Source organism: Streptomyces sp. WM6386 (assembly GCF_000972385.1).
Lineage (GTDB): Bacteria > Actinomycetota > Actinomycetes > Streptomycetales > Streptomycetaceae > Streptomyces.
Window position 1 is genome coordinate 57,178 of record NZ_JXTE01000022.1, and the last position, 21,287, is coordinate 78,464.

At 68.5% G+C, this 21,287-nt stretch carries 18 protein-coding genes; 10 read left to right on the plus strand and 8 right to left on the minus strand.

What is annotated here, in order from left to right; genetic code table 11:
- The first annotated feature begins 18 nt into the window (after positions 1–18).
- A complete protein-coding gene (locus TN53_RS16095; protein ID WP_046259166.1) occupies positions 19–1,176 on the plus strand; it encodes an EstA family serine hydrolase in 1,158 nt (385 codons plus the stop codon).
- A gap of 82 nt (positions 1,177–1,258) precedes the next feature.
- Here the strand turns inward: TN53_RS16095 and TN53_RS16100 are convergent, their stop codons facing one another.
- Both TN53_RS16100 and TN53_RS16105 read right to left on the minus strand, forming a co-directional pair.
- Complete coding sequence (locus TN53_RS16100) at positions 1,259–1,678, minus strand: organic hydroperoxide resistance protein (protein ID WP_046259167.1); 420 nt, start codon at positions 1,676–1,678, stop codon at positions 1,259–1,261.
- A 95-nt stretch (positions 1,679–1,773) separates the two neighbouring features.
- Positions 1,774–2,772, minus strand: coding sequence for an NADP-dependent oxidoreductase (locus TN53_RS16105; RefSeq protein ID WP_046259168.1), 999 nt, complete (start codon positions 2,770–2,772; stop codon positions 1,774–1,776).
- An 89-nt stretch (positions 2,773–2,861) separates the two neighbouring features.
- Here TN53_RS16105 and TN53_RS16110 point away from each other — a divergent pair, with 89 nt between their 5' ends.
- Positions 2,862–3,299 carry a MarR family winged helix-turn-helix transcriptional regulator gene (locus TN53_RS16110; RefSeq protein WP_046259169.1) on the plus strand — a complete coding sequence of 146 codons (438 nt, stop codon included), beginning with the start codon at positions 2,862–2,864 and terminating at the stop codon, positions 3,297–3,299.
- A gap of 222 nt (positions 3,300–3,521) precedes the next feature.
- On the opposite strand, the gene TN53_RS47825 is transcribed toward TN53_RS16110, so the two are convergent.
- The 6 genes from TN53_RS47825 to TN53_RS16140 form a co-directional block, all read right to left on the minus strand.
- Positions 3,522–4,409, minus strand: a complete 888-nt coding sequence (locus TN53_RS47825; protein ID WP_046259170.1) for an SCO2400 family protein — start codon at positions 4,407–4,409, stop codon at positions 3,522–3,524.
- A 167-nt stretch (positions 4,410–4,576) separates the two neighbouring features.
- On the minus strand, positions 4,577–5,599 hold the full coding sequence (yjfF, locus tag TN53_RS16120) for a galactofuranose ABC transporter, permease protein YjfF (protein ID WP_046259171.1): 1,023 nt from the start codon (positions 5,597–5,599) through the stop codon (positions 4,577–4,579).
- Positions 5,599–6,684 (minus strand): ABC transporter permease, encoded by a 1,086-nt coding sequence (locus TN53_RS16125; RefSeq protein WP_046259172.1) that lies wholly within the window; start codon positions 6,682–6,684, stop codon positions 5,599–5,601. The genes yjfF and TN53_RS16125 overlap by 1 nt, the downstream gene beginning before the upstream one ends.
- A complete protein-coding gene (locus TN53_RS16130) occupies positions 6,681–8,219 on the minus strand; it encodes a sugar ABC transporter ATP-binding protein (protein WP_046259173.1) in 1,539 nt (512 codons plus the stop codon). The genes TN53_RS16125 and TN53_RS16130 overlap by 4 nt, the downstream gene beginning before the upstream one ends.
- Before the next feature lie 319 nt (positions 8,220–8,538).
- Positions 8,539–9,543, minus strand: coding sequence for an ABC transporter substrate-binding protein (locus TN53_RS16135; protein ID WP_046259174.1), 1,005 nt, complete (start codon positions 9,541–9,543; stop codon positions 8,539–8,541).
- Between the two features lie 143 nt (positions 9,544–9,686).
- Entirely contained in the window at positions 9,687–10,706 is a 1,020-nt protein-coding gene (locus TN53_RS16140) for a LacI family DNA-binding transcriptional regulator (protein ID WP_046259175.1), read from the minus strand.
- A 283-nt stretch (positions 10,707–10,989) separates the two neighbouring features.
- Between TN53_RS16140 and TN53_RS16145 the strand changes: the two genes are divergently transcribed.
- The 8 genes from TN53_RS16145 (at position 10,990) to TN53_RS16180 (ending at position 21,184) form a co-directional block, all read left to right on the plus strand.
- Positions 10,990–12,150 carry a mandelate racemase/muconate lactonizing enzyme family protein gene (locus tag TN53_RS16145; RefSeq protein ID WP_046259176.1) on the plus strand — a complete coding sequence of 387 codons (1,161 nt, stop codon included), beginning with the start codon at positions 10,990–10,992 and terminating at the stop codon, positions 12,148–12,150.
- Positions 12,147–13,151 (plus strand): zinc-dependent alcohol dehydrogenase, encoded by a 1,005-nt coding sequence (locus TN53_RS16150; protein WP_046259177.1) that lies wholly within the window; start codon positions 12,147–12,149, stop codon positions 13,149–13,151. Before TN53_RS16145 ends, TN53_RS16150 begins: the two co-directional genes overlap by 4 nt.
- Before the next feature lie 121 nt (positions 13,152–13,272).
- Complete coding sequence (locus TN53_RS16155; protein WP_046259178.1) at positions 13,273–14,241, plus strand: hypothetical protein; 969 nt, start codon at positions 13,273–13,275, stop codon at positions 14,239–14,241.
- A gap of 141 nt (positions 14,242–14,382) precedes the next feature.
- On the plus strand, positions 14,383–15,489 hold the full coding sequence (gene chvE / locus TN53_RS16160) for a multiple monosaccharide ABC transporter substrate-binding protein (RefSeq protein ID WP_046259214.1): 1,107 nt from the start codon (positions 14,383–14,385) through the stop codon (positions 15,487–15,489).
- A gap of 44 nt (positions 15,490–15,533) precedes the next feature.
- Positions 15,534–17,084: a multiple monosaccharide ABC transporter ATP-binding protein gene (gene mmsA, locus TN53_RS16165; protein WP_046259179.1), complete on the plus strand. Its 1,551-nt coding sequence runs from the start codon at positions 15,534–15,536 to the stop codon at positions 17,082–17,084.
- Positions 17,081–18,325, plus strand: a complete 1,245-nt coding sequence (gene mmsB / locus TN53_RS16170) for a multiple monosaccharide ABC transporter permease (protein ID WP_046259180.1) — start codon at positions 17,081–17,083, stop codon at positions 18,323–18,325. The genes mmsA and mmsB overlap by 4 nt, the downstream gene beginning before the upstream one ends.
- Before the next feature lie 64 nt (positions 18,326–18,389).
- The gene (locus tag TN53_RS16175) at positions 18,390–19,436 is read left to right on the plus strand and encodes an aldose epimerase family protein (protein ID WP_046259181.1); all 1,047 of its coding nucleotides are present in this window, start codon (positions 18,390–18,392) and stop codon (positions 19,434–19,436) included.
- 179 nt (positions 19,437–19,615) lie between these two features.
- The gene (locus TN53_RS16180) at positions 19,616–21,184 is read left to right on the plus strand and encodes a pyridoxal phosphate-dependent aminotransferase (RefSeq protein ID WP_046259182.1); all 1,569 of its coding nucleotides are present in this window, start codon (positions 19,616–19,618) and stop codon (positions 21,182–21,184) included.
- Positions 21,185–21,287: the final 103 nt, after the last annotated feature.

Here is a 21,287-nt window from a genome sequence, read left to right on the forward strand (position 1 = left end):
ATCAGTCAAGGAGAGCGGATGACACAGGAGATACACGGCACCGTCGCCGACGGCTTCGAGGCGGTGCGCGAGGAGTTCGCCGCGTTCGTTTCCGGTGAACGCCCCGACTACGAGGGCCAGTTGTGCGCGTACGTCCACGGCCGCAGGGTCGTGGACCTGTGGACGGGCGACGACAACGACGCCGACTCCCTCCACGCCGTGTTCTCGTCGACGAAGGGTGCCGCGCATCTCGTGGCCGCTCTCCTCGTCCAGGACGGCACGCTCGAACTGGACCGCAAGGTGACGTACTACTGGCCGGAGTTCGCGGCCGAGGGCAAGGGCGCGCTGACCCTGCGCGAGCTGATCACGCACCGGGCCGGGCTGGTCGGTCTCGACGCCGGGTTCACCCGGGACGAGCTGGCCGACGACCGGGCGATCGCCGAACGCCTCGCCGACCAACGGCCGTTCTGGCGCCCGGGCACGGCCTTCGGCTACCACGCCCTGGTGATCGGCGCGCTCACCGGCGAGGTCGTACGCCGGGCGACGGGCCGTACGATCCAGGAACTGTGGGAGGAGCGGATCCGGGCTCCGTACGGCCTGGACTTCCACCTGGGCCTGCCCGCGGCCCTGGAACCGCGGTACCGCTCCGCGCAGCCGATGATCCCCACCCCCACCCAGCAGGCCCTGATCGACACCGCGCCCTCCGGTCCGCACACCCTGGCGTCGATCGCGTTCAACATGCATGTGCCGGACCCGGGCGACCTGGTGGGGCACATCAACTCCCGTACCGTGCGCGCCAAGGGCCCGGCGTCGGCGGGCGGGGTGGCGGCCGCGCGCGGGCTCGCCGGGATGTACGCGGCAGCGATCAGCGAGATGGGCGACCGGCCGCCGCTGCTGAAGCCGGACACGATCGCCGAGGTCGGCCAGATCCACTCCAGCGGCTATGACCTGGTGGCCCGTGAGCACCGCTCCTACGGTCTGGGCTTCCAGGCGATCGCCGACAGCCGTCACCCGTTCCTGGGCGCCGGCACCTTCGGGCACAGCGGCGCGGGCGGCTCCCAGACCTTCGCCGACCCGTGGAGCGGCCTCGCCTACGGCTACACCCGGCGCCGGCTCGCCTTCCCGGGCGGGGCGGCACCGGAGAACGACCGGCTGGTGAAGGCGGTGCACGGCGCGGCGCTGGCCTCGGCCGTGTGAGGCGGGCGGAGACCGACAGGACACAGGCGAAGGCCGCACCCCACGTCCAGGGGTGCGGCCTCCGTCGTAGGCAACGAACGGGTCAGACCAGCGTCACGCTGATGTTGCCGCGGGTCGCCTTCGAGTACGGGCAGACCTGGTGGGCCTTCTCGAGGAGGTCCCTGGCGGTCTCGGCGTCGACGTTCGGGATCCGGGCCGAGATCTCGACGATGATCCCGAAGCCGTCGTCGTTCCTGCCGATGCCGACCTTCGCGGTGACCGTCGAGCCGGAGATGTCGGCCTTCTCCAGACGGGCGACGACGCCGAGGGCGCCCTGGAAGCAGGCGCTGTAACCGGCGGCGAACAGCTGCTCCGGGTTGGTGCCCTCGCCGCTGCCGCCCATCTCCTTGGGCGGGTTCACGACGACGTCGAGCCTGCCGTCCTCGGTGGCCACCCGGCCGTCGCGACCGTTCTCGGCGGTGGCGACGGCGGTGTAGAGGACGTCGGTCTGCTGGATGGTCATGCGGTGTCTTCCTCCTAGGTCCGCCGCGCTCGCGCCCACGATCGACGACGGGTTTCGGAAAGAAGTTACCGCATGCCGGAAACCGGCAGAAGATGTCAGACCTTGACGATCATCTTCCCGGTGTTGTCGCCGCGCAGGACGCCGAGGAAGGCCTCCAGGTTGTTCTCGATGCCCTCGACGACGGTCTCGCGGTACTTCAGCGCGCCCGCGGCGACCCAGGGGCCGACCTCCTGGACGAACTGGGGCTGGAGGTCGTAGTGGTCGCTGACCAGGAAGCCCTCGATGCGGCCGCGGGTGGCGATGAGGCGGGCGAGGTTCTTCGGGCCGGGGGCGGGCTCGGTGCTGTTGTAGATGGAGATCATGCCGCAGACGGCGATGCGACCGCCCTGGTTGAGGGAGCCGATGGCGGCCTCCAGGTGGTCACCGCCGACGTTGTCGAAGTAGACGTCGACGCCGTCGGGGGCGGCGGCGCGCAGCTGCTCGCTGACCGAGCCGTTCTTGTAGTTGAAGGCGGCGTCGAAGCCGTACTCCTCGACGAGGAGCTTGACCTTGTCGTCGGAGCCGGCCGAGCCGATGACCCGCGAGGCGCCCTTGAGCTTGGCGATCTGACCCACCTGGCTGCCGACGGCACCGGCCGCGCCGGACACGAAGACGCTGTCGCCCTCCTTGAAGACGGCGGTGCGCAGGAGGCCGGCGTAGGCGGTGAGGCCGGTCATGCCGAGGACGCCGAGGTACGCCGACAGGGGCGCGGCCTCGGGGTCGACCTTCACGGCCTGCGCGGCGTCGAACGTGGCGTACTCGCGCCAGCCGCCGAAGTGCAGGACGTGGTCGCCGACGGCCACGCCCTCCGCCTCGGACGCGATGACCTCGCCGACCGCGCCGCCCTGCATCGCCTTGCCGAGCTCGAAGGGGGCGGTGTAGGACTTCGCGTCGCTCATGCGGCCGCGCATGTACGGGTCGACGGACAGGTACTTGTTCCGTACGAGGACCTGTCCCTCGGTGGGCTGCCGGATCTCCGTCTCGACCAGGGCGAAGTCCTCGGGCTTGGGCCAGCCGACGGGGCGGGAGAGGAGGTGCCACTCGCGGTTGATCATGACGGAACCTTTCAGATTTACTTCAGTACCTGAAACAACCATGCCCCTGAATATTTCATGTTGTCAAGTAATGGGGGTACGCTTGTGCCATGGCCACACCACAGAAGACCGCTCGTCCCGATGTACTGACCCTTGAGGTCATCGAGCTGATCGGGGACGTCGTGGCCCGTTTCCACGCGGATTTCGAGGATGCGGCGGCGGAGTACGCGCTGACCGGGGCGCAGGCTCGGCTGTTGAGTCTGCTGTCCCTTGAGCCGCTGCCCATGCGGAAGCTGGCGCACAAGTTGCGGTGCGAGCCGTCCAATGTCACCGGGATCGTGGATCGGCTGGAGTCGCGGGGGCTGGTGGAGCGGCGGCCGGATCCTGCGGATCGGCGGGTGAAGCTGGCGGCGGTGACGGACGAAGGGCGGGCGGTGGCTCGTAGCCTTCGGGAGTCGTTGCGGTTCGCTCGGGAGCCGTTGGCGGGGCTGTCCGATGCGGAGCGGACGGTTTTCCGGGATCTGCTGCGGCGGATGCTGGGGGTTTGAGGCGGGGTGCGCGGCGGGCTTTTCTCGCCCCCGCCGCCCCTACCCGTCCCATCCTCCAGGGGCTGCCGCCCCTTCGACCCCGCCTCCAGGGGGCTCCGCCCCCTGGACCCCCGTCGGCCCGAAGGGCCTCGTCCTCAAACGCCCCCAGAGGGGGTACCCCCGGACGGGCTGAAATACCTGGGGACGGCAGGCCCTTGTCGTCGGACGCCGGGCGGGCTGAACCTAGGTGCACCACCACAGGAAGCGATCGCAGGTTTCCGTCGGTGACGGGGCCGCTGTGGGTTGCGATGTTGTCGGGTCCGATGTGGGAGTCGCGGAGGACGTCGGGGTCGTTGCCGCCGGGGCGGATGTGGTGAGGCTCGGGGGTGAGGCCGAGGTGGACTGGGCGTCCTTGTCGGGGTCTTTGTCGTCCTTGGACTCCGAGGCCGACGGGGAGGTCGAGGCGTCCGGGGATCCGGAGGCCGAAGGGACGGTTCCGTTCTCGTCGGTCAGCGGCTCGGCCGTCTTGCTCGCCTCCGCCTCGGCCGCGCCCTCCGCCGATTCACCCCCCGCCGCGGCAGGCGTCGACGACGAGCCGGGAGCGTCCATGCCGAGCTCCGCCAGGCTCAGACCACCGGCGGCGAGTATGAAGCCCGCCGCGATCAGCAGGGTCCGCCGGCGCCGACGCCGATGCGCCGCCGCTTTGCGGTCACGGCGACTCGCGCCACCGGCCCCGCCGGCTCCACCTTCATCGTCGTCGTCCTCGAACTCGTCGGAGTCGTCGTAGCCCTCGGGCTCCTCATCGACTTCGGCAGGCCTGCCGCCCCGTCCCCGGCCCCGCGCACGTCTTCGCGCCGCCCGACCACCACCCGCGGGCACTCCCACGACCTCGGTCCGGTCGAGGCTCTGCGCACTCTCGGCGCTCTCCGCGGCACCGCCGCCCTCGGACCCGTCGCCGTACGCCGCACCCGCGTACCCACCGTCGGCCCCGTACGCCTGATAGGCGTCGCCGCCTGCACCCGCCTGCTGCGGCTGGGCCGCGTACGCGTGGAGTTGTTGAGCTGGGGTGCCGCAGCCCGGGCAGGCGAGGGCTCCGTTGAGGTGCCTGCGGCACGGGAGGCAGTAGTCCATGACGCGGGAAGGTTAAGTTCCGAACCGGCGGCGTTCCTAGAGGCAGCTGTGAAGGTTGTGTGGGGAACCGGCCGTTCCGGCGCGGCGAGTTGAGGATGTTCTGCCCTCATCACACCTCATCGCATCGAAAGCGACATCGGACCGCAGCGGGCCGGTTCCCCCTCCGCTCACGTTTCCTTACGGGTCGTCATGACGCGCTGGATCAGGATGAACGCACACAGCAGCACACCCGTGGCGATCTTCGTCCACCAGGAGCTGAGCGTGCCCTCGAACTGGATGATGCTCTTGATCAGGCCGAGGACCAGGACGCCGAACAGGGTGCCCACGACATAACCCGAACCACCCGTCAGCAGCGTGCCGCCGATGACCACCGCGGCGATCGCGTCGAGCTCCATGCCCACGGCGTGCAGCGGGTCGCCGGACTGGATGTAGAGCATGAAGAGCAGGCCCGCCAGAGCCGAGCAGAAGCCGCTCATCGTGTAGACCGCGATCTTCGTGCCGCCCAGCGGCAGGCCCATCAGCAGGGCCGACTGCTCGTTGCCGCCGATGGCGTAGATCCGGCGTCCGAAGCGGGTGTAGTGGAGGAGGTAGAACGCCCCGGCCAGGACGAGCAGGGCCACGATGGCACCGATCGACAGCTCCCCCACCCCCAGCGACACCCGCGTCTCGGCCAGACTGCTCACGGCCGAGTCGGTGATGGCGATCGACTCCTTGCTGATGACCAGGCACAGGCCCCGGAAGAGGAAGAGGCCCGCCAGCGTCACGATGAACGGCTGGATCTCGAAGTTGTGGATCACATAGCCCATGAGGAAGCCGCCGAACGCTCCCACGCCCAGGGATATGGGGATGACGACCAGCAGCGGCAGGCCCACGTCCTGCACCAGCCACGCCGTGAGCATCGTCGTGAAGCCGATCACCGAGCCCACGGACAGGTCGATGCCGCCGGACATGATGACGAAGGTGGCTCCGACGGCGGCGACCAGCAGATAGCTGTTGTCGATGAACAGGTTGAGGAACACCTGCGAGTCGCCGAAGCCGTAGTTCACATAGCGGCTCAGTCCGCCGATGTACATCGCGAGGAACAACGCCGCCGTGACCAGGACGGGCAGTCGCCGGTCACCGAGCAGGCGCGCGGCCTTGGACGGCGTACGGGTCTGCGGCGTCGTGGGGGCCTTGGTGGTCGTACTCATCACGACACCTCCATCTTGGGAGCGGAGTCGGCGGGCTCGGCGACCACGGCGGGCGCCGCCGGGGCCGCGGCCTTCGCGCGGGCGCCGAAGACCTTGGCGCGGAACTTCGGGGACTGCAGGAGGCAGACGACGATGACGACGGCGGCCTTGAAGACCAGGTTGGTCTGGGTCGGGACGCCGATCGTGTAGATCGTCGTCGTCAGGGTCTGGATGACCAGGGCTCCGACCACTGTGCCGCCGATCGAGAACCGGCCGCCCAGCAGCGAGGTGCCGCCGATCACCACGGCGAGGATCGCGTCGAGTTCGATCCACAGGCCGGCGTTGTTGCCGTCCGCGGCCGAGGTGTTGGAGCTGATCATCAGGCCCGCGATGCCCGCGCACAGGGCGCAGAAGACGTACACCATGATCTTGATACGGCGGGAACGGATGCCGACCAGGCGGCTGGCCTCGGCGTTGCCGCCGACGGACTCGACCAGCAGGCCGAGGGCCGTGCGGCGGGTCAGCGCCACCGTGATGGCCACCACCGCGGCCACCACGAAGATGGAGAAGGGCAGGGTCAGCCAGTAGCCGCCGCCGATCAGCTTGTACGGCTCGCTGTTGATGGTGATGATCTGGCCGTCGGTGATCAGCTGGGCCACGCCGCGGCCGGCGACCATGATGATCAGCGTCGCGATGATCGGCTGGATGCCCATGCGGGCGACCAGGAAGCCGTTCCAGAGGCCGCAGACGACCGCCGCTATCAGGCCCACGCCCATCGCCAGCAGCACTCCGGCCAGGGCGTCCTGATCCGATTGGTCGCTGATGTACGAGCATGTCAGCGCGCCCGTGATGGCGACGACCGCGCCGACCGAGAGGTCGATGCCGCCGGTCGCGATGACCAGGGTCATGCCGACCGCCACCAGGATGAGGGGCGAGCCGAACAGCACGATCGAGACGAGGCTGCCGTAGAGGTGGCCGTCCGTCATGCGGATGGCGAAGAAGTCGGGTGTGAAGGGGACGTTGACGAGCAGCAGCGCCACCAGGACCACGATCGGCCAGAAGAGGTTGTGGCGCGTCAGTGCTCGCCAGCGGGAGGTGGTGGTCACTGCTGTTCTCCGCTCGCGATGGTCTCGAGGATCTTGCTGGTGGTGATCTCGGGCCCGTTGGTGAGCTGCGCGACCAGCTTGCGGTCGCGCAGGACGCCGATGGTGTGGCTGAGGCGGAGGACCTCCTCCAGCTCGGCCGCGATGTAGAGCACGGACATGCCGTCCTCGGAGAGGGAGACCACCAGCTTCTGGATCTCCGTCTTGGCGCCGATGTCGATGCCGCGTGTCGGCTCGTCGAGGATCAGCAGCTTCGGCTGGGTGATCAACCAGCGGGCGAGAAGCACCTTCTGCTGGTTGCCGCCGCTCAACTGGCCCACCCGGGCCTCCGGGTTGGCGGGACGGATGTCCAACGCCTTGATGTACTTGGCGACCAGTTCGTCGCGCTGGGCGGTGGGGATGGGGCGGGTCCAGCCGCGGGACGCCTGGAGGGCGAGGATGATGTTCTCGCGGACCGTCAGATCGGGGACCAGGCCCTCGGCCTTGCGGTTCTCCGAGCAGAACGCGACGCCGGCGCCGATGGCGTCGTTCGGGGCGCTCATCGCCACCTGCTTGCCGCCGATGGTGACCTTGCCGCTGTCGGGCTGGTCGGCGCCGAAGAGCAGCCGGGCCAGTTCGGTGCGGCCGGAGCCCAGCAGGCCCGCGAGGCCCACGACCTCGCCCTTCTTGATGTCCAGGTCGAAGGGGGCGATACCGCCGTTCCTGCCGAGGCCTTCCGCCTTCAGCAGCGACTCGCCCACGTCCGCGTGGAGTTGGTGGTCATGGAGCTCCTCCAACTGGTCCAGGGCCTTGCCGATCATCAGCTCGATCAGCCCGACCTGGTCGAGGTCGCGCACCAGGTGCTCGCCGACCAGGGTGCCGTTGCGCAGGACGGTCATGCGGTCGCAGATCTCGTAGATCTGGTCGAGGAAGTGCGAGACGAAGAGGATCGCGACGCCCTCGTCCCGCAACTGCCGCATCAGACGGAACAGTTCGAGGACCTCGTCGCGGTCGAGGCTGGAGGTCGGTTCGTCCAGGACCAGCACCTTGGTACCGGAGCCCGAGCCGTCGCTGTCGCCGGTGCCCACCGATCGTACGATCGCGACCAGTTGCTGCACCGCGAGGGGGTACGAGGACAGGGGCGCGGTGACGTCGATGTCGAGGCCGAGCCGGTCGACGAGCTCCGCGGCCTCCTTGCGCATGCGCTTCCACTGGATGCGGCCGGCGCGGGTGGGTTCACGGCCGATGAAGATGTTCTCCGCCACCGACAGGTTGGGGCAGAGGTTGACCTCCTGGTAGACGGTGCTGATCCCGGCGTGCTGCGCCTGCAGCGGGCTGCCGATCCGCACGGTCTTGCCGTCGAGGGTGATGGTGCCGCCGTCCAGGGAGTGAACCCCCGTCAGCACCTTGATCAGGGTGGACTTCCCGGCCCCGTTCTCGCCCATCAGGGCGTGGATCTCGCCGGGGAAGAGCCGGAAGTCGACGCCCGACAGAGCCCTTACCCCCGGAAACTCCTTGACTATGCCCGTCATCTCCAGGACGGGCTGCGGCTCTGCCATGGCAGCGCTCCTCTTGAACTCGTGCAATCGGTTAAGGCCCGCGGGGAGCCTCCGTAAGCCGAGACATGCTCGGCCGACGGGAGGCTCCCTGCGTCGTGCGGTCGGTCATCACCGCGATCGGCCAATACCGCGGCCGGTCTTCACGGCAATCGGTCGGCGCCGCGCCCAGTCAGTACGACCGGCCGGCCGGCGCCGGTCGCCAGGCACCCCCAGTCGGTCGGCACCGCCGGTCGGCAGGCACCCCCCAGTCGGCAGGCACCCCCGCTCGGTCAGCGCCCCCGGTCGGTCGGCACCCCCAGTCGGCGGCGTCGCCAGTCGGTCAGTACTTGCGGTCGGGGAGCGCGGCCTTGGCCTGGTCCTGCATGAAGTCGCTCTCCTTGGTCTTGATCCAGCGCTCGACCGAGCCGCCCTCGTGGACCGTCTTGACGACCTCCATCAGCTGGGGGCCGAGCAGCGGGTTGCACTCGACGATGGCGTTGATCTTGCCCTCGGACATCGCGACGAAGCCGTCCTTCACGCCGTCGACCGTGACGATGAGGATGTCCTTGCCGGGCTTCTTGCCGGCCGCCTCGATGGCCTGGATGGCGCCGATGCCCATGTCGTCGTTGTGGGCGTAGAGGACGTTGATGTCCGGGTTGGACTGCAGGAAGGCCGCCATGACCTGCTTGCCGCCGGCGCGGGTGAAGTCACCGGTCTGGCTGACGACGATCTTCCAGTCGTCGGCGTGGTCGGCGTCCATGACCTCCTTGAAGCCCTTGGCGCGCTCGATGGCGGGGGCGGCACCGGTGGTGCCCTCCAGCTGGGCGATCTTCACGTCGCCCTTGAGGCCGGCCTTCTCGATGACCTTCTCGAGGATCTTGGCGGCGCGGCGGCCCTCGTCGGTGAAGTCGGAGCCGACCAGGGTGACGTAGAGGGACTCGTCGGAGGTCTCGACCGAGCGGTCGGTGAGGACCACCGGGATCTTCGCGGCCTTGGCCTCCTTGAGCACCGCGTCCCAGCCGGTGACGACCACCGGGGAGAAGGCGATGACGTCGACCTTCTGCGAGATGTAGCTGCGGATGGCGGAGATCTGGTTCTCCTGCTTCTGCTGGGCGTCGGAGAACTGCAGCTTGTAGCCCGCCTCCTTGGCCGCGGACTTCACCGAGTCGCTGTTGGCCGTGCGCCAGCCGCTCTCGGAGCCGACCTGGGAGAAGCCGAGGGTGATCGTCTTGCTGCCGCCGCCTGCGGAGTCGCTGGAGCTGTCGTCCTCCTTGGCACAGGCGGCCAGGGTGCCCGCCGCCGCAACGCCGATCGCCGCGGTGAGGAAGTTCCTTCTGTTGAGCATGTCTTCTCCTTTGAAGAGCCGGTCCGGGGAGGACCGCAGTTACTCGCGAGGACCGACTCACTGCGTCCAGCCTGTCGATCGTTATTCGAAATATCGGTCACACTGGTGTACGAATTGTGACCGTTTGGTGCCGTGGTGCCGTGTCAGTCGGGAGCGGTGCTGGCCCGGACCACGAGATGGGGTTCGATGGCGACTCCGGGCGCCCCGGAGGGGGCCCGCCCCTCGATGAGGTCCAGCAGCAGGGCGATGCTGTGCTTGCCCACCGTCGCGAAGTCCTGCCGGACGGTGGTGAGCGGTGGCGCGAAGAACTCCGATTCCGGGATGTCGTCGAAGCCGACCACCGCGACGTCCTGGGGAGTGCGCACGCCCGCCTCACGCAGCGCCCGCAACACCCCCAGCGCCATCTGGTCGTTGGCGACGAAGACGGCGGTGAGTCCACGGCCCACCCAGCCGGCCAGTTCCTGGCCCGCACGGTAGCCCGAAAGCGGGCTCCAGTCCCCCCGCAGCGACGTCGGCGGCTCGATGCCCGCCGCTTCGAGGGTCGCCCGCCAGCCGGTCTCCCGGTCGGCCGCCTCCTGCCAGTCCTCGGGCCCGGCGAGATGCCAGACCGTCCGGTGGCCGGCGGCCAGCAGATGGCCGGTGGCCAGGCGTGCGCCCAGTTGCTGGTCCACGTTGACGCTGGGGATCTCCGCGCCGGACCCGGTCCCCACGGCCACCACCGGGAAGGGATGGCGGAGTTCGGCGAGGGCCTCGACCGCGGAGCGCTGGGGAGCGAGGGCGATCACCCCCTCCACCCCGCCCTCGCTGAGATGGTCCAGGGCCTCGGAGAGCGTCTCCACCGCCAGCCTGCGCAGACTGACCGTCGAGACGGTGTACCCGGCGGCGCGCGCCGCGTCCTCCAGCGCGAACAGGGTGCTGGCCGGTCCGTAGAGCGTGGTGTTGGAGGCGACCACACCCAGGGTCCGGGTGCGCCGGGTGACCAGGGCCCGGGCGGAGGAGTTGCGGCGGTAGCCCATCTCCTCGATCGCACGCAGCACTCTGGCCCGGGTCTCGTCCCGCACGTTGGGATGATCCCCCAGAACGCGGGACACGGTCTGATGGGACACCCCGGCAAGGCGTGCCACATCGGCCATGGTGGGCGGCCGGAGCTGTAAGTGGTTCACGGTCGCACCTCCTGGCGGTCGGTGATCGGATGCGGTGCACATTGTGAGCGCTAACAATTCATGGCGGTCAAGAGGGCTGCAGCAGGGAAGGCGTCACGGTTGAATAACGCCGCAGGCTGCGGGAGTTGAAATACCGGACGGTTGTGTACGTCACCAAGACCGTTACGCCGTTCGACCATCCGACCCATTGACACCCCGGCCGAGACATCCTTACCGTCAGGCCAGCATTTCGAACGTGAGCCGAAATTTCGAACAAGCCGGAAAGTCTAGAGGAGTAGCTGACGTGCGCATCACGGGAATCAGCACGCACGTGGTCGGGACGCCATGGCGGAACCTGACCTACGTCCAGGTGCACACCGACGAGGGGCTCACCGGAGTCGGCGAGACCCGCATGCTGGGCCACACCGACGCCCTGCTCGGCTATCTGCACGAGGCGCAGACCAACCACATTCTCGGGTCGGACCCGTTCGCTGTCGAGGATCTCGTCAAGCGGATGAAGTACGGCGACTACGGCCGGGCCGGCGAGATCGTGATGTCCGGTATCGCCGTGATCGAGATGGCCTGCTGGGACATCAAGGGCAAGGCCCTGGGCGTCCCGGTCTGGCAGCTGCTGGGCGGCAAGGTCACCGACAAGGTCAAGGCGTACGCCAACGGCTGGTACACCACCGAGCGGACCCCGGAGGCCTATCACAAGGCCGCCCAGGGGGTCATGGAGCGCGGGTACAAGGCGCTCAAGATCGACCCCTTCGGCACCGGGCACTTCGAGCTCGACCACGAGCAGAGCATGTACGCCGTCTCCCTCATCGAGGCCGTCCGGGACGCCATCGGCCCCGACGCCGAGCTGATGCTGGAGATGCACGGCCGGTTCTCCCCCGCCACCGCCGTGCGGCTCGCCAAGGACCTCGCCCCCTTCAAGCCCGCCTGGCTGGAGGAGCCGGTGCCGCCGGAGAACCTGAAGGCGCTGGAGAAGGTCGCCGCCAAGGTCGACATGCCGGTCGCCACCGGTGAGCGGATCCACGACCGCATCGAGTTCCGCGAGCTCTTCGAGAGCCAGGCCGTGGACATCATCCAGCCCGACGTCGGCCACATCGGCGGCATCTGGGAGACCCGGAAGCTGGCCGCGACCGCCGAGACCCACTACATGCTGGTCGCGCCCCACAACGTGGGCGGGCCGGTCCTGACCGCCGCCTCGCTCCAGGTCGGCTTCACCGCGCCGAACTTCAAGATCCTCGAGCACTTCAACGACTTCGCCGACGCGGACATCAAGAAGGTCGTCAAGGGCGCCCCGCAGGTCGTGGACGGCTACTTCCACCTCTCCGACGCCCCTGGCCTCGGCGTCGAGCTGGACGTCGACGCCGCCGCCGAGTTCCCGCAGCAGCAGGCCCGCTTCGACCTGTGGGCCGACGGCTGGGAGCAGCGCAAGCCCAAGGGCGCCGAGCAGTGAGCACGGCCGTCGTCATCGGGGCGCCCGGCGAGCACGAGCTCGTCGAGCACACCCCTCGTGAGCCCGCCGCCGGGGAGGCCCTGGTCCGCGTCCACGCGGTCGGCATCTGCGGCAGCGACCGCGAGGTGTACCAGGGCAACCGGCCCGAGGGGTACGTCCGTTACCCGCTCACCCCGGGCCACGAGTGGTCCGGCACGGTCGTGGCGGTGGGCTCCGGGGTTCCGGCCTCGCTGGTGGGCCGCAAGGTGGTGGGCGAGGGTTTCCGCAACTGCCAGGTCTGCGACCGCTGCCACGAGGGCGAAACCACGCTGTGCACGGCCGGCTACGAGGAGACCGGGTTCACCCAGCCCGGTGCCATGGCCACCACGCTCACCCTGCCCGCCCGGCTGCTGCACGCCCTCCCGGACGACGCCGACCTGACGGCGGCGGCGCTCCTGGAGCCCGCCGCGTGCATCGCGGCCGCCGCGCTCAAGGCGAACGCGCGGCCCGGTGAGCGGGTCGCGGTGGTGGGCACGGGGACGCTCGGGATGTTCGCCGTGCAGTTCCTGAAGGCGGGCTCGCCCTCGGAGCTGCTGGTGGTCGGCACCCGCCCGGACCGTGCGGAGCTGTCGAAGAAGTTCGGCGCCACCGACTTCCGCACCCGGGACCAGGAGCTGCCCGACGACTTCGACGTCGTCATCGAGACCGCCGGGTCGGCGTCGGCCGCGAACACCGCGGCCTCGCTGCTCAGACGCGGTGGCCGGCTCGTCCTCACCGGTATCCCGGCGCCGGGTGCCGACGGCCTCGACCCCACCGATCTCGTCGTACGCCAGCTGGAGGTGCACACCGTGTTCGGGGCGCCGCCGGATGCCTGGGCGCACACCGTGCGGGTCTTCGGGGCCGGGCTGCTCGATCCGCTGCCGCTCGTCACGCACGAGCTGCCGCTGGATGAGTTTGCGCAGGCCATCGACTTGGTGGGGTCCGGCGACCCGAAGGTCGGAAAGGTCCTCCTCCGGCCGTGACACATCTCTGAGCCGTACGCCGGTACGGGGTACCTGACGACTTCGTACCGGCGTACATCCAAGGCCTTCTCCATCCAGAGCCGCGACCCTCGTCCGAAATATCGAACCTGAAGGACAGCTTGTGACCGAGACCACCGCCAGTGCGGCCCGACGACCCGGTGAGCAGGCGCTCGCCGCGCTCGGCCTGAACGCGCCGGCCCTCGACCCGTCCGACGCGTCCCCGCACACCTTCCCCGGTGGCGGACGCTGGCGCACCGAAGTGCCCTCCGTCGAGGGTCCCGAGGCCCTCGCCGTGGTCCTCAAGGAGTCCTCGCGGCTCGATGTGCCGATCCATCGGATCAGCCAGGGGTCCGGCATCTGGATGCTCACCGACGCCGAGATCACCGAGATGGTGGAGGCGACCGCCGAGCGTGACATCGAGCTCTGCCTGTTCACCGGCCCCCGCGGCACCTGGGACATCGGCGGCTCGACCCGGACCGACTCCAAGGGCGGCGGGCTGCGCGCCCGTGGGTACGACGCGGTCGCCGGGTGCGTCGAGGACGCCGTACGCGCCACCGAGCTGGGTGTGAAGTGCCTGCTCGTCGCCGACGAGGGCGTGTTGTGGGCGCTGCACCGGGCGCGGGTCGCCGGGATCATTCCGGCCGACACGACGCTGAAGGTGTCGGCGCTGATCGGGCCGGTGAACCCGGCCGCGTACGCCGTCTACGAGAACCTCGGCGGCGACTCGATCAACGTGCCCAGCGATCTGACACTGGATCACCTCACCGAGATCCGCCGGGTGTCGGGCGCTCCCATGGACATGTACATCGAGGCCCCCGACGACCTCGGCGGCTACATCCGGATGTACGAGGTCGCCGAGCTGATCCGGCGCGGCGCACCGCTCTATCTGAAGTTCGGCCTGTCGAAGGCCCCCGGGATCTACCCGTACGGGCATCACATGCGCGAGCTCACGCTGTCCACCGCCAAGGAGAGAGTGCGGCGCGGACGGCTCGCCCTGGACCTGCTCGCACGGCATGGAGCGGACGGCGACATGGCGCCGCTCGGCTCGCGACTGCCCGGCGCGCTGAAGCGATTCGAAACGCCTGCATAACGTTACGGACAACGCCCCTTCACAGAAGCCGACGGAGTCGCACAGACTCCGACACAACTTCTCTCGGTCGACCCAGCTCCACCGACAGGCACCCGCACCGCCGGATCGCCCATGGCCCCTAGAACATCAAGGAAGATGATCATGCTGAACCGTAGAGCCGCACTCTCCGCCATAGCCACCTCGGCCGTGCTCACCCTCACCCTCTCGGCCTGCGGCCAGGACAGCGAGGGCGGCAGCGCGGAGGAGACCGGCAGCGCCAAGGGCGGCACCATCGGCATCTCGATGCCGACCAAGTCCTCCGAGCGCTGGATCGCCGACGGCAAGAACGTCGTCGCGGACCTGGAGGCCAAGGGCTACAAGACCAGCCTGGTCTACGGCGAGGACGACCCGGAGAACCAGGTCTCGCAGATCGAGAACCTGATCACCAAGGGCGTCAAGGCGATCATCGTCGCGGCGATCGACAACAAGTCCCTGGGCGGCGTGCTCCAGCAGGCCAAGGACGCGAACATCCCGGTCATCGCCTACGACCGTCTCATCCTCGGCTCGGCGAACGTCGACTACTACGCGTCGTTCGACAACACCAAGGTCGGCGAGCTCCAGGCCAACTACATCGTCGAGAAGCTCGGTCTGAAGGAGGGCAAGGGCCCCTTCAACCTCGAACTCTTCGCCGGCTCCAACGACGACAACAACACCAAGTACTTCTTCGGCGGCGCGATGAGCGTCCTGCAGCCGTACATCGACAGCAAGAAGCTGGTCATCCAGTCCGGCCAGAAGGGCCTCACCCAGGTCACCACGCTGCGCTGGGACGGCGCCACGGCGCAGAAGCGCATGGACGACATCCTGACCAAGTCGTACTCCAGCAAGAAGGTCGACGCGGTCCTCTCGCCCTACGACGGCATCTCGATCGGCATCCTGTCGGCGCTGAAGTCCGACGGCTACGGCACCAAGAGCAAGCCGCTGCCGGTCCTCACCGGCCAGGACGCCGAGCTCGCCTCGGTGAAGTCGATCATCGCGGGCCAGCAGACGCAGACCGTCTACAAGGACACCCGTGAGCTCGCCAAGGTCGCCGGCAGCATGGTGGACGCGGTCCTCAACGGCAAGAAGCCGGAGACCAACGACACCAAGACCTACGACAACGGTGCCAAGGTCGTCCCCGCCTACCTGCTGAAGCCGGTGAGCGTCGACAAGACCAACTACAAGCAGGTCCTGATCGACGGCGGCTACTACACCGAGGGCGACCTCAAGTAGTCCTTCACCGCCTGTAGACAGAACAGAGATTGGAAGGCACGACCATGGCGGGACCCGTCCTGGAAATGCGCTCGATCGTCAAGACCTTTCCCGGTGTCAAAGCGCTCTCGGACGTCACACTGACCGTCCGGCAGGGCGAGGTCCACGCCATCTGCGGTGAGAACGGCGCCGGTAAGTCCACCTTGATGAAGGTGCTCTCCGGCGTCCATCCGCACGGCACGTACGAGGGCGAGATCCTCTTCGAGGGGGATCGCTGCGAGTTCAAGGACATCCGCGCGAGCGAGGATCGCGGCATCGTGATCATCCACCAGGAGCTCGCGCTGGTGCCCTACCTCTCCCTCGCGGAGAACATCTTCCTCGGCAACGAGCACGCCAAGGGCGGGCTGATCGACTGGCGCGAGACCCTGCGCCACGCCAGTGAGCTGCTGCGCCGGGTCGGTCTGAGCGACCACCCGGAGACCCGCGTCGCCGACATCGGCGTGGGCAAGCAGCAGCTCGTGGAGATCGCCAAGGCGCTCTCGAAGAAGGTGAAGCTGCTCATCCTCGACGAGCCGACCGCGGCTCTCAACGACGAGGACAGCGGCAAACTCCTGGATCTCATCCTGGAGTTGAAGAACCAGGGCATCACCTCGATCATCATCTCCCACAAGCTCAACGAGATCCGCAAGGTCGCCGACTCGGTGACCATCCTGCGCGACGGGCAGACGATCGAGACGCTCGACGTGAAGGCCAAGGAGACCAGCGAGGACCGGATCATCTCCGGCATGGTCGGTCGCGACCTCGACCACCGCTTCCCCGAACGCACCGCGTACAAGGGCGAGTCGGAGGAGGCTCCGGCCCTGGAGATCCGCGACTGGACCGTGCACCACCCGATCGACCAGGCGCGCAAGGTGGTCGACGACGTGTCGATCAACGTCAAGCGCGGGGAGATCGTCGGCATCGCGGGCCTGATGGGTGCGGGACGTACCGAACTCGCCATGAGCGTCTTCGGCCGCACCTACGGCCGGCACGCGGGCGGCACGGTCCTCAAGGACGGCAAGGAGATCCGCACCAAGAGCGTCTCCGAGGCGGTCGGACACGGCATCGCCTACGTCACCGAGGACCGCAAGCACTATGGCCTCAACCTCATCGACACCATCAACCGCAACATCTCGCTCAGCGCGCTGGGCAAGGTGTCCAAGCGGGGCATCGTCGACGAGCACCAGGAGCGGCAGGTCGCCGAGGGCTTCCGCAAGTCCATGAACATCAAGGCACCGACCGTCTTCGAGCCGGTGGGCAAGCTGTCCGGCGGCAACCAGCAGAAGGTCGTCCTCAGCAAGTGGATCTTCACGGGTCCCGATGTGCTGATCCTGGACGAGCCGACCCGAGGCATCGACGTGGGTGCCAAGTTCGAGATCTACACCGTCATCGACCAGCTGGCCGCCCAGGGCAAGGCGGTCGTCTTCATCTCCTCCGAGCTGCCGGAGCTGCTCGGTATGTGCGACCGCATCTACACGATGGCCGCGGGACGGCTGACCGGCGAGTTCTCTCGGGAAGAGGCCTCGCAGGAATCGCTGATGCGCCAGATGACCAAGGACAAAGAGGTAACCCGATGAGCACCGACGTGACCAAGACCCCGGCGGCGGCACCGCCCGGGAAGTCCGCAGGAGCGTCCTCCGACAGCGGGTTGCTGCAGCTGATGCTGGACGGCCTGCGCCGCAACATGCGCCAGTACGGCATGCTGATCGCCCTCGGTCTGATCGTCGCCCTCTTCGCGGTCTGGACCGACGGCGTGCTGCTCCAGCCGCGCAACGTCTCCAACCTGGTCCTCCAGAACAGCTACGTCCTGATCCTCGCGATCGGCATGATGCTGGTCATCATCGCGGGCCACATCGACCTGTCGGTCGGCTCGCTGACCGCGTTCGTGGGCGCGTTCGCGGCCGTACTGACCGTGCAGCACGACGTGGCGTGGCCCGTCGCCGTGGTGCTGTGCCTGATAGTCGGCGCGATAGCGGGCTCCATCCAGGGCTTCCTCATCGCGTATCTGGGCATACCGTCGTTCATCGTCACGCTCGCCGGCATGCTCGTCTTCCGCGGCTTCACCGAGATCCTGCTGGAGGGCCAGACCCTCGGCCCGTTCCCGGACAGCCTCCAGAAGATCGGCAACGGCTTCCTGCCGGAGACCGGCCCCGACACCAACTACCACAACATCACGCTGCTGCTCGGCCTCGCGCTGATGGTCTTCGTGGTCCTCCAGGAGGTCCGCGACCGCAAGCGCCAGCAGGAGTTCTCCCTCGACGTGCTGCCGCGGAACATCTTCCTGCTGAAGCTCGTCTCGATCGTCGCCGCGGTCCTCGTCGTCACGATGCTGCTCGCCAGCTACAAGGGCGCGCCGATCATCCTGCTGATCCTGGGTGCGCTGGTCGTCGGCTACGGCTACGTCATGCGCAACGCCGTCTTCGGCCGTCACATCTACGCGATCGGCGGCAACCTGCCGGCCGCGAAGCTGTCCGGCGTCAAGGACAAGAAGGTCGTCTTCCTCGTCTTCCTGAACATGGGCGCGCTCGCCGCCCTGGCGGGTCTGGCGATCGCGGCCCGACTGAACGCGGCCTCCCCGAAGGCGGGTCTCAACTACGAACTCGAGGCCATCGCCTCGGCGTTCATCGGTGGCGCGTCCATGAGCGGCGGTGTCGGCACCGTCCTCGGCGCGATCATCGGCGGTGTCGTCCTCGGCGTCCTGAACAACGGCATGAACCTCCTCAGCGTCGGCTCCGACTGGCAGCAGGTCATCAAGGGCCTCGCCCTGCTGGCCGCGGTCGGGTTCGACGTCTGGAACAAGCGCAAGTCCGGCTCGTAGAACTGATCGACCGGATCGGATCGGGCCCCGCCACGCGGCGGGGCCCTTCCCATAGGAGGCACCGGTGAAGACCCTCTTCGGCAAGCTCGCCGACGGGACGGAGATCCACCGCTGGTCGCTGGATAACGGCGGCACCCGCATGAAGGTCCTGTCGTACGGCGGGATCGTGCAGTCCCTGGAGGTCCCCGACCGGCACGGCCGGTACGCGAACATCACCCTGGGCTTCGACCGTATCGAGGACTACGTCGACTCCAGCCCGTACTTCGGCGCGCTGATCGGCCGGTACGGCAACCGCATCGGCAAGGGCCGGTTCACCCTGGACGGCGAGACACACCAACTTTCCGTTGACGACGGCGAGAACAGCCTGCACGGCGGCCTCCGGGGCTTCGACACCGCGGTCTGGAACGTGACGCCCTTCACCCGGGGCACCGACGTCGGCCTCCACCTCTCGTACACCTCCGCCGACGGCGAGATGGGCTACCCCGGCACGCTCACCGCGAAGGTGACGTACACCCTCACCGACCAGGGCGACTGGCGCATCGACTACGAGGCCACCACCGACCGGACCACGGTCGTCAACCTCACCAGCCACGTCTACTGGAACCTCGCCGGCGAGGGCAGCGGCACCATCGAGGACCACGAACTCCGGCTCACCGCCTCCCACTTCACCCCCACCGACCCGGGCCTGATCCCGACCGGTGAACTGGCGCCCGTCGACGGCACCCCCTTCGACTTCCGCGAGTCCAAGCCGATCGGCCGGGACCTGCGCACCGGACACCCCCAGCTGCTCGCCGCCAAGGGCTACGACCACAACTGGGTGCTGGACAAAGGGATCACGGCCGCCCCCAAGCCCATCGCGACCCTCCACGACCCGTCCTCCGGCCGCACCCTGGAGATCGCCACCAACGAGCCCGGCGTGCAGTTCTACTCGGGCAACTTCCTGGACGGCACCCTGGTCGGCCCGAGCGGGCGCACCTACCGGCAGGGCGATGCGCTGTGCCTGGAGACACAGCACTATCCTGACTCCCCGAACCACCCGTCGTTCCCGTCGACCGTGCTGCGGCCGGGCGAGACGTACCGCACGACGACGATTCACACGTTCCACGCGTGACGCCGCGCCACCTGTGAAACTTCTTCACAGGTGGCACACAACTTCTTACCGATTTCTCAGCGGTTGAACAGCGCCTCCGCAGCCTTCGTATGTATGGGCGGCCCGTGCTCCCCCGCGCGGGCCACCTAAAGACGACGGTCCCGGTCGTCCCCACCGGGTCCGCCCCATACGGAGGTTCCATGGCCGAGAACGTCACCTCGCTGTTCCGAGCCACCGCGGCACACAGCCCGTCGATGGCGGCGCTGACGCGGGCGGCCGGCGACGGGGCGGGCCCGATCGACTTCTGTATTCCGGTCAATCCGTACTTCCCCACACCGGGGATGTGGGACGAGATGTCCAGCCGCCTCCGCGACATCATCACGTACTACCCCAGCAGCGCCGACACCATCACGTCCGAGCTCTGCAACCTCCTCCAACTCCCGCCGCAGGCCGTGGCGATGGGCAACGGCTCGACCGAACTCATCACCTGGATAGACCACCTGCTGGTCCGTGAGTCCCTCGCCATCCCCGTCCCCACCTTCGGCCGCTGGACCGACCAGCCGATGGAGACCGGCAAGCGCGTCGACATGTTCCCGCTCCAGGAATCCAGCGGCTTCGCCCTGGACCTCGCGCAGTACGCCGAGTTCATCCGGGCCAGGGGGACCCGGGCGGCCGTCATCTGCAACCCGAACAACCCCGACGGCGGCTTCCTGCACAAGCACGCGATCGTGCAGTTCATGGACGCGATGGCGGATCTGGACCTGATCGTCATCGACGAGAGCTTCCTGGAGTTCGCCGACGCGGAGGCGGAGCCGTCGGTGGTGCAGGAGGCCATGCTGCGCCCGAACGTCATCGTCCTGCGCTCGCTCGGCAAGAACTTCGGTCTGCACGGCATCCGCTTCGGCTACATGGTCGCCAACCCGGCGCTCGCCGGCCGGGTCCGCTCGATGCTGCCGAAGTGGAACCTCAACGCCTTCGCCGAGTACGTGGTGTTCATGCTCAAGGAGCACGGCGCCGAGTACGCGCAGAGCCTTCAGCAGGTCTACCGGGACCGGCTGGACATGTCGAGCCAGCTCGCCTCGCTGCCCGGCCTCACCGTCTACCCCTCCCAGGGCAACTTCCTGTTCGTGCGCCTCCCCGTGGGCGCCGAAGGCACCGTGGTCCGGGACCGACTGCTCACCGAGCACCGGATCCTGGTCCGCGAGTGCGGCAACAAGATCGGCTCGTCCAGCCGCTTCCTGAGACTCGTGGTGCGCCCCCAGGTGGACGTCCGTCGCCTGGTGTCCGGCCTGGAACAGGTGCTCTACGGGACCAGGAGGGGAGCCGCCGTGCCCGAGCTGGCCAACGGGACCAGTTACAGCTCGGGTACGGCGGCCGTGGACCGGCTGGTCGGCGCGTCCAACGGGGCGGGGATGCCGGGGCTCGCCGCCCAGGCGATGGCCTCCGGCGGTTCGACGGGGGGCGTGGGTATGCCGATGCCGATGCCCATGCCCATGCCGGCCGCCGCGCAGATGCCGCAGCCGATGCCGGTTGCTCCGCAGGTTCCGCAGATGCCGCAAATGCCGCAGGTTCCGCAGATGCCTCAGCCGATGGCTCCGGCCGCGGCCGCTCCGTCGCCCTTCGCCGCGCCTTCCGGGCCCACCCCGCCCGGGGTGCCGGCTCGGGGTGGGCTCACGGCGGCGCAGGTTCGGGGGACGAACGGGCTGGCGCCCGCGCCGGCTACGGGGTGGCCGAACTCCGGGAGCTGGCCCAACGCTGCGGGGGCGTGACGTTACGTTCGCCCATTCACCGTAGGGGCTGGTGACGCGGGGCGACTGCGGGTCCGATGTGGCTGGTCGCGCCACGCGGCGGAGCCGCAAATCGATACAGCCC